The organism is Pseudarthrobacter sulfonivorans (assembly GCF_031454915.1).
GTDB lineage: Bacteria > Actinomycetota > Actinomycetes > Actinomycetales > Micrococcaceae > Arthrobacter > Arthrobacter sulfonivorans_C.
Genome location: NZ_JAVDRS010000001.1, coordinates 236,682 through 250,577, shown reverse-complemented (window position 1 = coordinate 250,577; position 13,896 = coordinate 236,682). Strand labels below are relative to the sequence as shown.

Annotated in this window: 11 protein-coding genes, 1 tRNA gene and 1 pseudogene; 6 read left to right on the top strand and 7 right to left on the bottom strand. The window is 61.2% G+C overall.

Annotated features, from left to right (window positions below):
• Nucleotides 1-14: 14 nt before the first annotated feature.
• Complete coding sequence (locus J2808_RS01085) at nucleotides 15-1,334, bottom strand: ABC transporter substrate-binding protein (RefSeq protein WP_309810363.1); 1,320 nt, start codon at nucleotides 1,332-1,334, stop codon at nucleotides 15-17.
• 221 nt (nucleotides 1,335-1,555) lie between these two features.
• On the opposite strand from J2808_RS01085, the gene J2808_RS01080 reads away from it, so the two are divergent.
• A complete protein-coding gene (locus J2808_RS01080) occupies nucleotides 1,556-2,758 on the top strand; it encodes an ROK family protein (RefSeq protein WP_309810361.1) in 1,203 nt (400 codons plus the stop codon).
• Nucleotides 2,759-2,795: 37 nt separating this feature from the next.
• Here J2808_RS01080 and J2808_RS01075 read toward each other — a convergent pair whose 3' ends face one another.
• The 3 genes and pseudogenes from J2808_RS01075 to yidC form a co-directional block, all read right to left on the bottom strand.
• Nucleotides 2,796-3,452, bottom strand: coding sequence for an SDR family oxidoreductase (locus J2808_RS01075; RefSeq protein ID WP_309810359.1), 657 nt, complete (start codon nucleotides 3,450-3,452; stop codon nucleotides 2,796-2,798).
• 35 nt (nucleotides 3,453-3,487) lie between these two features.
• A complete protein-coding gene (locus J2808_RS01070) occupies nucleotides 3,488-4,045 on the bottom strand; it encodes a dihydrofolate reductase family protein (RefSeq protein ID WP_309810357.1) in 558 nt (185 codons plus the stop codon).
• 56 nt (nucleotides 4,046-4,101) lie between these two features.
• Nucleotides 4,102-4,879 (bottom strand): annotated as a pseudogene (gene yidC / locus J2808_RS01065) (membrane protein insertase YidC); the annotation flags it as partial.
• Nucleotides 4,880-5,268: 389 nt separating this feature from the next.
• Between yidC and J2808_RS01060 the strand changes: the two are divergent.
• Entirely contained in the window at nucleotides 5,269-5,805 is a 537-nt protein-coding gene (locus J2808_RS01060; protein WP_309810354.1) for a hypothetical protein, read from the top strand.
• A gap of 67 nt (nucleotides 5,806-5,872) precedes the next feature.
• Here the strand turns inward: J2808_RS01060 and J2808_RS01055 are convergent.
• Both J2808_RS01055 and J2808_RS01050 read right to left on the bottom strand, forming a co-directional pair.
• Nucleotides 5,873-5,967: transfer RNA gene (locus J2808_RS01055), tRNA-Met, on the bottom strand.
• A gap of 29 nt (nucleotides 5,968-5,996) precedes the next feature.
• On the bottom strand, nucleotides 5,997-7,145 hold the full coding sequence (locus J2808_RS01050) for a tyrosine-type recombinase/integrase (protein ID WP_309810352.1): 1,149 nt from the start codon (nucleotides 7,143-7,145) through the stop codon (nucleotides 5,997-5,999).
• A gap of 345 nt (nucleotides 7,146-7,490) precedes the next feature.
• Between J2808_RS01050 and J2808_RS01045 the strand changes: the two genes are divergently transcribed.
• The 4 genes from J2808_RS01045 (at nucleotide 7,491) to J2808_RS01030 (ending at nucleotide 10,351) form a co-directional block, all read left to right on the top strand.
• On the top strand, nucleotides 7,491-7,718 hold the full coding sequence (locus J2808_RS01045) for a helix-turn-helix transcriptional regulator (RefSeq protein WP_309810349.1): 228 nt from the start codon (nucleotides 7,491-7,493) through the stop codon (nucleotides 7,716-7,718).
• Between the two features lie 259 nt (nucleotides 7,719-7,977).
• On the top strand, nucleotides 7,978-8,373 hold the full coding sequence (locus J2808_RS01040; RefSeq protein ID WP_309810347.1) for a hypothetical protein: 396 nt from the start codon (nucleotides 7,978-7,980) through the stop codon (nucleotides 8,371-8,373).
• 1,205 nt (nucleotides 8,374-9,578) lie between these two features.
• Entirely contained in the window at nucleotides 9,579-9,974 is a 396-nt protein-coding gene (locus tag J2808_RS01035) for a hypothetical protein (protein WP_309810344.1), read from the top strand.
• Nucleotides 9,971-10,351, top strand: coding sequence for a helix-turn-helix domain-containing protein (locus J2808_RS01030; RefSeq protein WP_309810342.1), 381 nt, complete (start codon nucleotides 9,971-9,973; stop codon nucleotides 10,349-10,351). Before J2808_RS01035 ends, J2808_RS01030 begins: the two co-directional genes overlap by 4 nt.
• Before the next feature lie 1,721 nt (nucleotides 10,352-12,072).
• On the opposite strand, the gene J2808_RS01025 is transcribed toward J2808_RS01030, so the two are convergent.
• Nucleotides 12,073-13,770, bottom strand: a complete 1,698-nt coding sequence (locus tag J2808_RS01025) for an esterase/lipase family protein (protein WP_309810337.1) — start codon at nucleotides 13,768-13,770, stop codon at nucleotides 12,073-12,075.
• Nucleotides 13,771-13,896: the final 126 nt, after the last annotated feature.

The window sequence follows — 13,896 nt, the reverse complement described above, 5'->3', positions numbered from 1 at the left end:
AGAGGTGGTGGGCATCAGACGGCCGTCCGTTCGGCGACCCGGCGCCATTCGTCGTCGAGGGCGGCAAGGAACTGGTCCCCGTTCTTGCTGTACACAAAGGACTGGATGTAGTTGTGCAGTGGAACCGACGGCGGGAAATACGTGGCGGCGCCCTGGTAGTAGCGGGCGTTCCTGACCGATTCGTCCAGTCCGCTGATCTGGGGGTTGGTCACCGGCGGGGCGTTCTTCAGCGGCGAGAAGGCCGCGTTCTTTTCGTTGTAGGTGTTCACCACAGCCGGTTCCAGCAGGTAGCCCACGAAGCGGCGGGCCGCAGCCATGTTGGGTGTGTTCCGGGTGATGGACAGCGCCATATCCACGTTCACGCGGGCCTTGGTATCTGCCGGGTTGTTCGTGACGGGCAGCGGGAAGGTACCCACCCGGATGTCCTTGTTGGCGGTAACCAGCTGGGACAGGGCCCAGGGACCCTGGAGGTACATGGCGGCCTGTCCCTTGGCGAAGGCCGCGTTTCCGTCGGCGTAGTTCTTACTGCTGGCGCCGTTCTGGGAAAAGGAGGTGAGCTGGAGCATTTTGGGCAGCGCGGCCCTGAAGTTGCTGGTGAAGGACTCCGCGGCGCCCGCGCTGATGTCCGCACCCTTGGCGTTGATCCTGGTGAAGAACTCCGCCGTGTCCAGGGAGCCTCCGGAGACGTAGTCGAACATCCCCTGGGCGAGGGTCCAGGGGTCTTTGAACGTTCCGTAGATGGGCGTGATGCCGGCAGCTTTGAAGGTCTCGCAGGCTGCCACGAACTCGTCCCAGGTGGCGGGAACGGCCACGCCCTTCGCATCAAAGATGTCCCGGTTGTAAATCACCCCGGCGGCTGCGAGGGAGAACGGCAGGGCATTGGTTTCATGGCCGTTGTACTGGCCCCACGAGTTGACGAGTTCCTGGATCTTCGGATCAACCGTGGAGGCTTCGGGGAGGTCGGCGAGGTCAGCGAAAATGCCCCTGCGGACAAAGTCTCCGGTGGCCTGGGCAAAGCCGCGGGTGACCACGTCCGGCGGATCATTGCGCACAAGGCCTGGAACGAAGTTCCCCTCGTTGAAGTCCTGGATGACCCGGATGTCCGGGTTGAGCGCCTCGAAATCCTTGATGACCTGGTTGAAATAGTCCACCACTTCGGGCTTGTTCTGCATAAACCGAAGGGTGGTGACGCCGTCCTGCCGGCTGGCACCGGAGGCGCAGCCGGTGAGCGGCATCAGTGCCGCCGCCCCGGCCAGCCCGGCCATCCGCAGCAGGGACCGCCGGCTCAGCGTCCGGTGGACCGTCGTCGGACCAGCCTTCACAGCTGCGTTCACAGCGCGTGGGCTGACGTGGACGGCAGTGCCCTGAGGGAACTCGGACGGGCGAGGTACTGCTGTGGCAACGGCTGAAAATGCGTTGGGGTGCGTTTCACGGTTGCTCCTTTGCGATGGGATGAGGGGAACGCAGGAAATGGTGGCAAGCCAGGGTGTTTATTTTGGATCTAAATTTAGTTCCTCAAGTATTATGTGGTGCAGGACACAAGGAGGTCAACACCATGGCGGAAATTACCTCGGCAACACCCCAGCTTTTGCGGCGCGTCAGCGCCGGAGCAGTGCTGGACTTCCTCCGCGCCACACAGGCAGTGACGGTCTCAGAAGTCATGGATGCCACGGGGCTCACCAGGGCCACGGCCATCTCGGTCTGCGAGGAGCTGATGGATCGGGGCTGGATCCGTGAACTGGAAAACCAGCGCGCATTCGGCGGCTACCAGAAGGGCCGGCCCGCACGCCGGTTTGAACTCAACGAGCGGGCAGGCTATGTCCTGGGCATGGATGTGGGCATCCTCAAGGCCACCGTGGTGGTGTCCGACCTGCGCGGCAAAGCGCTGGGACGGGCCAGCCAGCCCTTCGCGGATGCCGAAATATCAGCCGAGGAGCGTATCGCCGGCATTGACCAGGCCGCGATGATGGCCCTGCGCAGCGTGGGCGCGTCCCCCGACGACGTCCTCGCCGCCTGCGCCGGAATAGCGGCCCCAGTGGACCGCAACGGCGAGGTGCTGACCACCCAGCACTTCTGGGGCCTGTTCGACGTCGGGCTGAAGTCCGCCATGTACCAGCGCCGCGGCTGGACTGTCCTGCTGGAGAACGACGCCAACCTGGCCGCCCTCGGGGACCGCTGGCGCGGTGCCGCGGCCGGTGTGGACGATGTGGTGGTGATCCTCGCCAGCGAACGCCTGGGTTCAGGGGTGATCGACGGCGGGCGGCTGCTGCACGGCCGCGGCGGCGGCGCCGGCGAACTCGCCTACCTCGAATTCCTGGAGGGCGTGGGAGACACGTACGGCATCGCCGCGATGGCCAGGACGTGGGCCGCGGATGCCGTCGCCGGCAAAGCCAAAACATCGCTCCGGGAGTTTGCCGCCGAGGGCGCCGAGGCTGAACAGGTCTTCGCGGCCGCAGCGGCCGGCGATGCTGTGGCACTAAAAATACTCGCACGCCTGGCCGACAGGATGGCGAGGGTCATCGGGTCCATCGCCACCATGACGAACCCTGAACTGGTGGTGATCGGAGGCGCCGTGGCCAATTCCGCGGGTGTGCTCCTGGGGCCGATCGCCGAACGCCTGCCCCGCTACACGGCCACACCCCCGCGGGTTGCCGTGTCCCCTCTCGGCGCTTCCGTGGTGACGGTGGGCGCCGTCCGCTGCGCCCTCGACTACGTGGAGAAGAACAGCCTGGACCTGGAACTCGCCGTGAGCGCCTGAACCCGCTATCGGGGTGCCGCCGCCCCGGCCTTGGGCGCTACGGCTTCGGTTCGAGCGCTGCGGCAATGGGCAGGGTGCCGTCGCGGAATTCGATGGTCCGCCCCGCAGTCTCGGGCAGGTCCAACACCGCCGCTGCCACACTGGCCGTGTTGCTGCGGGAGGTTGCCCCGTTGCCGTCCCGCGGCGGGTTGACCTCGATCAGGCCGGTGGCTGGCTGGTCCGTCAGGCTGCCGGGACCCAGGATGGTCCAGGCGAGTTGCGTGCCGCGCAGGTACTCATCCGCCGCCGCTTTGGCGTCCGCATAAGCGAAGAAGGAGTTATCCCCGGGGACGCCGTGGTCCGGTCCGGCGCCCAGATAGGACACCATGACATAGCGTCCGACGCGGGCCTCCGCCGCCGCGTCCATGGACCGGATGGCCGCGTCACGGTCCACCGCATAGGTGCGCGTCGGATTCCCGCCGCCGGCACCGGCTGACCAGACCACGGCGTCGTGGCCGCTGATCGCTTCGGCGATTTCCGCCGTCGTCGAGTTTTCAACATCCAGGACCGCCGGCATTGCCCCCGTTGCCGCGACGTCTGCGGCGTGGTCCGGGTTACGGATGATCGAGGTGACGCTGTGTCCCTCTGTGGCGAGGAGCGTGGACAGGTGGAGGGCCACTTTGCCGTGGCCGCCGATAATAGCGATGCGGGTCATGCCCCCATTCTGCCCCCCAACACCCTCGGACGCTGTCAGGCGAGGGTTCGGTAGCTAAGGTAGACCACGCCGTTTCCGAACCGGCGCTCTTCGAGGAGTTCAAGCCGCAGGTTCAGGCCGTCGGGCAGGTACCGTAAGCCGCCTCCCACCGCCACCGGGTTGACGAACAGCTGGCACTTGTCCACGAGCCCGGCCTGCAGGGCGGCCGCTGCGAGTGTGGGGCCGCCGATGCCGATGTTTTTGTCTGTGCCGTCCTTCAGCATGCGGACTGCGTCGGCGTCGAATGTCCGTTCGATCCTGGTCCGCGCTGTGTTGACGGTGGCGAGCGAGGAGGAGTAGACAACTTTGTCTGCCCACTGCCAGATCCGGGCGTAGTCCCGGATATAGTCCGGCAGGTCGGGCGTATCGAAGGTTTCCCACACAGCCATGACCTGGTACATGCGGCGGCCGAAAAGGTAGGTGCCAACATCGCGTTCGAGATCATTGACGAAGGTGTGTACTTCCTCGTCCGGCTCGCTCCAGCTGAAGTTGCCGTCCCGGTCCGCCATGTACCCGTCGAGGGACGCGATGCCTGTGTAAATGAGCTGGCCCATGCGCCCATTGTGCCGCCGTCGTGCGCCGTTGGATAGGCGCCGCCTAACCCTCACTTGATGAAGAACTGTTGTGCCAAGGTCCAGAGGTTAGTGGTAGTCCAGTAGATCAGGACGCCGATGGGGAACAGGATGCCGCCAACGCCGAAGATGAGCGGCAGGACATAGAGGATCATCTTCTGCTGTCGCATCAAGGGGTTGTCCGAGGTTTCCTCAGGCATGCTCCTGGCAATGATCCGCCTCTGCGTGATGAACTGCGAGGCCGTCATGGCCAGGATCATCAGGACAGTCAGGACCGCCACCGCCGCCGGCTCACCTGGACCGCCATGCAGCACCGACGCTGACAGGCCGGCACCCAAAATGCTCGACTGGTCGAACTGCACCACCTGCTCGTGACTCATTGCGCCGATGCCCTGGCCTCGCCCGGCCGCAGAAGTAATTCCGGAGAGGAACCTGGAAGAGGGCGAAGAAGAACGGCACCTGGATCAGCATGGGCAGGCAGGCGGAGAGAGGATTGGTGCCGTGTTCCCTGTACAGTGCCATCTGCTCCTGCGCCATAGCCTGCCGGGAGAGCTGATCGGTCTTGCCCTTGTACTTGTCCTGCAGCTTCTTCAGGTCCGGCTGGAGGAGCCGCATCCGGCGCTGGGCGTTGACCTGCCTCAGGAACACCGGGATCAATGCGGCACGGATGATCACCACCAGCCCGATGATGGACACCGTCCACGTCCAGCCGTTCGCAGCCGGCATGCCGACGCTGCTCAAGACATCGTGGAACCAAACCATGACGGCGGACACCAGCCACTTGAACGGAACCAAGATTGTTTCGAAGAAGTCCACCGATATCCCCATCGCCAGGTGCTGCCAAAGCTACGGCGAAAAGCGGCGCTTGTCACTGCCCCGTGGCGTGAAAGCATGCTGCCCTGTCTGGAGATAGACCCCCCGAAGCGCGCGTGGTTCCCGGGGGCTTAGCCTGTAGCGGTGGGAGGCTCGATATCCCACCCCCACAACCCCTACTACCCGCCCGTAGCGTAGCGCCGCGTTTTGGAGTAGGAGCATACTGGATACGCCGCTCAAGTCGATGGACGATCAAACAGTCCGAGCGGCCCATCCGCCGGCAGTTCGCGGGGAAATCTGCCGGCCTCTTGGCGAAGGTGGCGGGACTCCCTTCCCACGCTTCGCATCCCACAAACAGAACAGATTGGTCTCAGAGGGGTAGAAGATCAACGATGAATCGCACCAAGACCGGGCTCCTATCGATGGCCACCGCTGCCGTCCTTGCCATGGGACTTGCTCCCGGAACCGCGGTCGCGCATGGAGGATCCGGGCACGGGGGCTCGGACCGCAGCGACGACTGGCGGGACAATGACGATCAGCGCCGGCTGGTCAGGATCCTGCGCCACGTGACCGACGACTATCGCTGGCTGGAGAACGCGGAGAAGGACGGCTACAAGCGAATCACTGGATGCATCGAAAAGCCCGGCGTGGGGGCAATGGGCTACCACTACGCGAAGCAGGATCTGATCGATAACAAGACCCAGGCCCGAAAGCCTGAGGTTCTCGTATACATGCCGAATAAGTATGGGCGGTACAGGCTGGTAGCCGTTGAATTCATATCGACGGCAGCCAAGAAGCCTTCGATTGCCGGTGTCAAGTTCGAGACGGGTCCGTTCCCCAAATCCTGGGCACTCCACGCTTGGGTATGGAGGGACAACCCGGCCGGCATGTTCGCAGCCTACAACCCGGACCTGCGCTGCCCGAAGTAACGAGCTGTTTGATCCGGTCCTTAAAACAAAAGCAGGTCAGGGGCTCAAAGCCTCTGACCTGCCCTCTTGGTAGCGGTGGGGAGGCTCGATCTCCCGACCTCACGATTATGAGTCGTGCGGTAATCCCTTTATAACACAAGGATCACTGGTTACGGCACAGCCATTTTGTAGCCCCTATTTTCCGTGGCCACTCACTTGGCTGCGGCGGGGGCGGTCAGCAGGGCATCGACGGCCCGCGCCGACGACTGCCCATCATGAGCGAATAGTTGAGCGTAAACATCCATCGTGGTCACGGCCGAACTGTGGCCCGCAAGTAGCTGGGCCATTTTAGGGTTGGTTCCGGTGCTGATCGCCAATGTCACGGCAGTGCGCCGCAGGTCATGGAACACGATCTCTGGAAACGTTGGGTCCAACGCTTGACATCGCTTTACCGCCGGATGGAATACGCGACGTGCAAAGTTGGACGATCTCAGCTCCGCACCTGACGGCGACGTAAAGACCAGGGCTTTGGCGGGCTTGCCCTTGACGTGCGCCTCAAGCTCCACCGCAACAGAGGGAGGAATCGGCACGACGCGGGGCTTTCGCCCCTTGGTCGTCGTCCTGAACTCCAACCGCCCATCCACGGGCACGAGGGTTGTTCGGACTACAGCCTCTGGACTGTCGCCGAGCGTGAGAGCGTCAACCTTGAGTCCGGAGATCTCAGACCACCTCAGCCCCGTAGTGCCAGCAAATAGGATCATGAGCCCGTAGGCGTCGTGTGACCTCCCCGCGTATCGGCCACCTCCTGCGGCCTGCTCTGCAAGCGTTTTAAGTTGCGGGGCAGTCAAGGCGGCTGGTTCCCGCGTGGGCGAAGGTGTGGGCACGTTGTTAATCGTCGCGTTCCGCGCAGGGTTAGCAGCGATGTAGCCGGAGTCAACGGCGAATTGAAGCATCCGGCCGAGTTGACGGTAAGCCCGTCGCCGGGCGTCGTCGCTGGAGAATGTCTTCAACCATTCATTGATCACGGTCAGGGTTACAGTCGCGAGGGCCCGGTTCTCGAAGTGGCGACGCATGTGCGATTCATAAATGCGCCTGTAGCCTGCCACTGTCACAGGGGATGCGGGGCGGGCACCCCTCGCCCCCACGCGTTCGATGCGCCCTACCCACTCCAGGTAGAGGTCGTGGAATCTGATCTTGCCACCCTTACGGGTGTCCATCAGCGTTCCACCTGCTTTGGCAATCCGGATCTCCAGCTCGTGGGCCTGGGCTTCAGCCTTCGTGCGGAACCGCTTGTAGCGGCGTTGTTCATCCACCCTGTAGTCATGCTGGTACATCCCGTTGGGAAGCCTGTTGATTGCCATACCGCAACTGTAGCCAAAAAGTCGTGCATTCGCGAGCATAGGGCGCGGCCGTCCGAGGGGCCGCAACCCGCGCAGCCTAACAGGCGAAAAGCGGACATTTTGCGGTTCCTTGCCTTTCATTTGAGAGCGCGCAGCCGACCAGAATAGATACATGAGGACCTCTCCTAAACCCTCTGCAGATCCCGGAGCTACCGCGAATCTGTTCAAGGGCCCTTGCGGCGCTAGCGGTCCCCCTTTTACTGAATCCGTCACATTCCCCAACAACCGCCCCTCGTTGTCCGCTCAACACGAATCTCGCCGCCGGTCGGCCTTTCAGCCAACCGGCCCCCGCCACAAGGAGTTTCTTTGTCCCGTCCCCCCGTTCACATCGCAGCCACTGTTGAAAAGGCCCAGCAGATTTCCCAGTCTCTCTACATGGACCGCCGCACCACGGCGGCGTTCATGGGTATGAGCGAGAAATTCCTTGCCACCCACCTCACTGACGGCCCGAAGCGCTTGCGCGTTGGATCAAAGATTGTCTACCGCCTCTCCGATGTCGAGGAATGGATGCGACAGCAGGAGATCACCCGGTAAGGAGAGGACGGCTTACGTGCCGCCGCCGGACTACCACCTGCCGGAAGTCGGTGATGGTCACCGCACTCATGGCAAGCCGGAACGGCTCGACTGAATGACGGCCACTGCGCCAACCCACTGCCTGTGCAGTGAGCCAGCCTGGGACCGTATGTCCCACTAACGGCGGTAGCAGCGCATCCGCCCGATCATCTCGCTACAAACCGACCAGGCACTTTCCTGCCTTTGTCGTGCCCTTTTTGACCCAAAAATGGAGGTACCAATGAGCCAGTTGATAGATAAGTCATCATCTGAGGCCGTTCCTGCGAAGCAGACGGGCGAGCCACCGACCGCCGCAGAGATCGCCCACAGCCCCGCGTTCGCAGCGATCAACTCGATGAACCTGTTCCTGGTCCGCTGGCTCCACGTCATCGCCAGCGACGGCAGTCTGCCGTTCGAAGCGCTTGCCGTGGCAACTGTCATGGCCCGGTCCGCCGGCATCGGCCGCGTGGCCTTCACGGACTGGCAACGGATCAACGCCGCTCTCGGGCGCAACAGGAGGGATCTCGCGGTGTTCGAGACCATGTCAGAACTCGAGTTGGGCGGATACCTCGACCGGGATGCTGACGACCGATTCGTCTACGGCTGGTTGCTGCTTATTCCGGACGGGGAACGGTGAGCTAGGTACCGAGCCAGCCCTCGCGTCCTTTGCAGTACGCGGTAGCCGTTCGGGAGTCCAATCTGCCGTCGGGGAGTCAAGGCGACCTGCTGGGCGATTGCCACCTTTGCTCGAATTTTCCGAAGGCCAGGCTTCCAAGTTTGGTTCTCAAGCTCGTTACCTGCGTGTCGATGTCATCAGCTGGGCCCCGCCAGCAGTGGGCGACCCGATAGCTTCCCCAACCCGGATCCATGGTGCGCCAGGCCCAATGGCTTCCGGTAAATCACACCTCGCTTAGTTCGTGCATCTTCCAAGCCAAGTCTGGCCGTCCATGTCAACTCACATTCATGCCTTATTTGGCAACCATCAATGAAGGAAATCCATGTACACATGCATTACAGCGCACCAGTTGCGTCCCCGCCCCGAGTTGCACCGGATGATATCGGACCGGATCTTTACCCGGCAGACCGGGGGCGCTATCACACGGCCGCTCCTCTGCGGCATTGCCGGGGCGGAGGCTCTGTGACCGCCGCGATGAACGCATACAGGGACGACTGGCTACGGGCCGTCATCAAGGATAAGGCAGTGAGCCGCGGGGCTTGGTTGGTTGCGTCGGCCATTGCCTGCGCCATGGGGCGCGGGAACGTCGCGCCCACCGATTGGCAGAGCTTGAACGTTTCGCTCCGCCGGGAACGGACGAATCTGGCAGTACTCGACAGCATTTCGGAGCTTCAGTCTGCCGGCTATCTGGGTAACGGGGGTGCCCACTCGCACGGATGGCTGCTGACGCTTCCGGGATAAAGGAGTAAGGATTTCCGCTCCCAGTTTGCCGTCCCCAGCCTTGTAGTATCCGACGGCCGTGGCCAACGCTTGTATTCCCTCGGGCCGTCCACGCCACTTGCTGGGCAGTAGCGGCCGTGTGCGGCGAATATCTGACAACGGTACGGCGCATGGCACCAAGGACGCCTCTTGGCTACTGGCAACGTCCTTAGGTGCCCTGAGCGCTGCCAGTAGCCAAACGAAAGAGTCCAGCCCGCCCCTGCGGTGGCATGGGGTGGATAGGTCCACCCGGGCCGGGATGAGCCAGCCGGGACGCGGTTTAGTTTCCGCCACCAGCCTCGTCGCCGGACCAGGGTAGCTCACCGCTCGATCATCTCGTTTCAGACCCGACAGGGCAATTCCTGCCCGTGTCGTGCCCTTTTTGACCCAAAAAATGGAGGTAACTAATGACCCAGTTGACCGAACCGGCGCCTGAGGCGGTTCCTGTGAAGCAGGCAGGTGAGCCGCCGACGTCCAACGATCACGGCGGCAGCAACTCCGCGTTCGCGGCGCGGAACCCTTTCTTGGATCGCTGGCTCGAGGCAATCGCCAGCGACGTCAGCCTCCCGCCTGAGACGCTCGGGGTGGCGAAGGTGATGGCCCTTTCCGTTGGCATCGGGCGCGCGTCCTTTACGGACTGGCAGCGGATTAATGCCTCGCTTGGGCGGGAGAGGCGGGATCTCACGTCATTGGAGATCATGTCCGAACTCCAGTCGAAAGGATACATTGACCGCAATTTCTACGACGGTGTTGGCCGCCGCCGGTACGGTTGGACGCTGCTGATTCCGGAGGGAGAACTGTGAGCACAGTTCCGCGCCAGAAGGCGCAGCCTTTGCAGTATGCCAATGCCATTGCGAAGTCCGGTCTTCCGTCGGGCGTCCGCGCCACGTGCTGGGCCCTGGCTACCTTCGCTGACAACTACACGGGTGAGGCATGGCCCTCGGTGAAGACCCTTGCGGAGGCTGTGGGGTTGTCCGAGGCGGTGGTTTCCAAGCACACCGGTACGGCCGAGTCGAGGGGTTACTTGCGCAAGGTTCGGCGTACTAACACGTCGATCCTGTACACCATAACGGTTCCCACCGGGGAAGACGTGTCTATACAGAGTCCTGCCGAAGAAGCCTCGGAGCCGCCCCCGTGGATAAAGGACATCGTCGACGACATCGAAGCCGGACGTCTGTAGACGAACTCCTCAATCCCACACAGCAGTAACGCCGGGGTACCCAGAGAATGTCACTCATTGGGTACCCCGGAAATGCGGCTCCCCGAACCGCGACAAAGCCGGCACCTAACTACCCCAATGATCTACCTCATCTCCAACTACCTCATGGCCCTACCTCATGGCCGACGCCCCCCAAAGGGCGGCGGACACCGTCATCGATAAATGCCGCGCCTAACTACCCCATGGTCTGTTCTACCTCAGCAGAACGATGCCCTAACACCGGAGTTGATGCGGCCGCCCTGAAGGGCGCGGGTGGACTTGCCTTCGGGCAAGGAACCATTTTGACCGACGAGGAGCCATACATCCGGTCCGGGCCAACGATTACCTGGTCAAGGAAGTCGATGACCTTGCCTTGGGGCAAGGACATCACCGGCGTCAAAGATACGGCAGAAGGAGGCCGCACTGGTTCTGGCCAGCTAGCGCTGGTCCAGGAAATTGGAGCGCCGCCGCAGCCCGGAGGGCGGAGCAAGCTCCGCGTAACTCAACAACTTTCCTGCGGTGCACCAGTCATCCATGCCCGCGATCAATCGTCCTAAGAGGGGAAAACTATGCTCGACAACGCGCCCCGGCCAGCCAAGGGAAAGAGGGTCGAGACCCTTCGGCAAGCCAGCACATTTGATTCCATCAAGAAGCACTATGGAAGCTTGGGCCTCTGCTCCCCCTGCGCCGCCCAAGCGGCATGGGGCCATCAGCTCGGCTTCTCCCGCTCCAAGCCACCCTGCCGGGAGTGCCAGCCCCTCGTTGACACGTTTCCGCTGAAGAGGACAAACCGTTGGCATTCCTCAAGTCCACGCCGCGGAGCAAAGCTCTCCCCGCGGCTCAGCCCGGGAACAGGCCCAGACAGGCTATAGACGCCGAAATTTTGACAACGGTGCATTAGGCGGCACCTGCAGGAGCTCTGTCGGCTCCGAACGTCAATGAAACGTCTCTGAAGCCTTCTTGCGGGGTACGGGCCGCTCGGTTGATCTGCTGAGAACGGCCGCTCCGGTGCATCACCTCATTCCCTACGCAGCGCGCGCTAACGCATCGTGCGCCCCCATCTTCCGGGAGCGCGGGCACGGGGCAGTACATCGATTGGAGTCAAGCTGTCAGATACATCCCGCCGCGGAACATCCACACTGCGACGGGACATAGTGACTATCAGGGCCCTCCATGGAGCCCGCCGCTGGGTTGAAGAACCAACGGTCCCTACTGGACCGTCGACGCTTGCCGCGAAGCGGTTGACGAATCATCGCTAAAAATGCCAGTGAAAAGGACACTGCAAGCGATGGTTGACCACGCAGGCAGACGACAGACCGCATGACCTTTTGACGGCTTCCTTGCTCACCGGCCTGAACGCAGAAGCGACAGTCACTGCACATTGGAAGAAAGCTCGCACCGCCGATCGTTTGAAGAGTGAGGCCAGGTGGAACAGCACTTCCATCCACACATGCCGCATTCCAGGGGCCAACTTTCTGCCCGATGCGGGCGGCGTCGGATGACGAGATACAGGGAAAACCTCTCGGCGGATGGCATATCTGGTCATCTGAAGAGATTGCTTGGCGGACGGACCCCTGCCCCGGATCCAAGGTCACTCCGCCTTAGCGGGACGACCGGCCGTCACCACCGTTCTGAAAAACTTCAAACTAAATCAGGCGAGCCACAACCATCGAATGGCGAAGCACGGTCAGAGCATCATTCCGCTATGCTGCTCGTGCCAGCGTAACTACCGCGTAAACGGAGGCCAGCACAACAGGAAGATACCAAGCGGCTCCCGAGCTGATGCTCAGCGCAATGACGACTAAAAAAGCCAGGCTCCACGGTTGGGACACTTCGCCCAGCACTCTGCTGGCCAATGCGAACAACACGTTTGGTGGTCCCGATGTTGGTTCGGTGTGATCGTGACCATGTCGAATAAAAGCCGCTATCTCGGTCAAACGACGTTCCGTCGCCGCCGACCGCTCCCCGGCACTCACTTTAGGTAAGAGCATGCTGCTATGGCCGCCCGCGTAACCGTAGTTATGTTCCTTCAGACCCTGCGGCGACTCTAAGAATCCCTCGAACCCGCCAGTCCCGATATCCTTGGTGAGTCCATGAAGTATGGAGCAGAGCCATCCAACAGGTACATCGTGACGTCCCCTGTCACAATGTACGTCTCCATTCACCCATTTACCACTGGAAAAATGGCCCACCTGCTGCCGGGCAAATATCTTTTTCCATTCATATTCTTTGGGCAGTACAGTGGCAGCCAGATAAATTCGTCGAAAGCGCATGCTGGGGACCTTTTCCAAGCATCGTCCGAGCATGTAAGTGCCATTGCTGTGGCCAAGAAAATACATATTATTCGGGTTGTGGGTTATAAACTTTTCGCCATACGACAGTAGGAGGCGGCGCGCGTTCCTTCGGCGAATCCATGGATTAACAAAGTTGAAAATACCAAAGTATCCGTAGGATTCCGTGACAATAGTCGCCTTCATCCAAGTTCTGTCGTGCCCGGGCGCGGGATTTTTTAGCAACCTGGCACTCCCGGATACCCAATTCCCGTAACTGGACGAACGCGCACCGTGCAGTATGAACACAACCGGCTCCTGCGCCTCCGGAGTCGCAGGAATCGCCATATTGCGAAAATCACCATTGACGGCATTGTATAAAAGCTCGTAGCGGTCATGAGAGTCAGCAGATTTTAGCTTGATTATGTTACCGTGACTTGCTCCCGGAATAGTAATCACAGCGGCATTGGTCAAAACAGTCGGATCAACCTCATTGGCTCGGGAAGAAACAAGCCTATCCTCATCGCCGAACACTTGCACTAGTCGGATGGCTCTACGTGACCGGTTGTTATCATCGCCGCTTCGTCGCACCATGTATTTGTACCATCGCAGACGCAATTCCGTCATATATGGTGAGCCCATCTCGAATTGTTCAACCATGAACTGACCGAAAAGTGAAGCGAGTACGTACAACCACTTCCGAAACCACGGTTCGGAATGAAAATCGTATCCGGCATTGGGACTCGCTATTAGAACCACTCTTGAAACTCGATCAGTCCAAGGCGTTGCACCGGGCAACATCCCACGCTGCGCAATACTGGCATCGTCATCATCAGACATGAGTGCATCACGGACTAGTAGCCCGCCTAGACTATGGCCCACCATGACTATGTTTCCTGGGCGGTCGTCACCATGGTTCTCGCCTGACCAAGCACGCATGTGAACACACAACTTTTGCACCAGGTCTTCAGCTCGGTAGAGGCTGTAGGTCCGCTTGTTGTGCTCGAAGATATGTACCTGCCAACCATCATCTTCCAAGCGATCTAGTAGCTCTTGGCTATGGCTCGGACGCCAGTTAATGCTTGGGACGTAAACGAGCATGCCTTTTTTGGCTGCTGCACGGGCCTCCATCGCCCCGCCCTCCTTGCTAAGGAAACCGTTTTATCGAGGCAATCTCAATTCACCAGGCGTGGGCGTAACTCCTTCGCTTCATTTAGCGGCTTACCGGTGCATCGGTCCCGTGAATACGCGGCATGA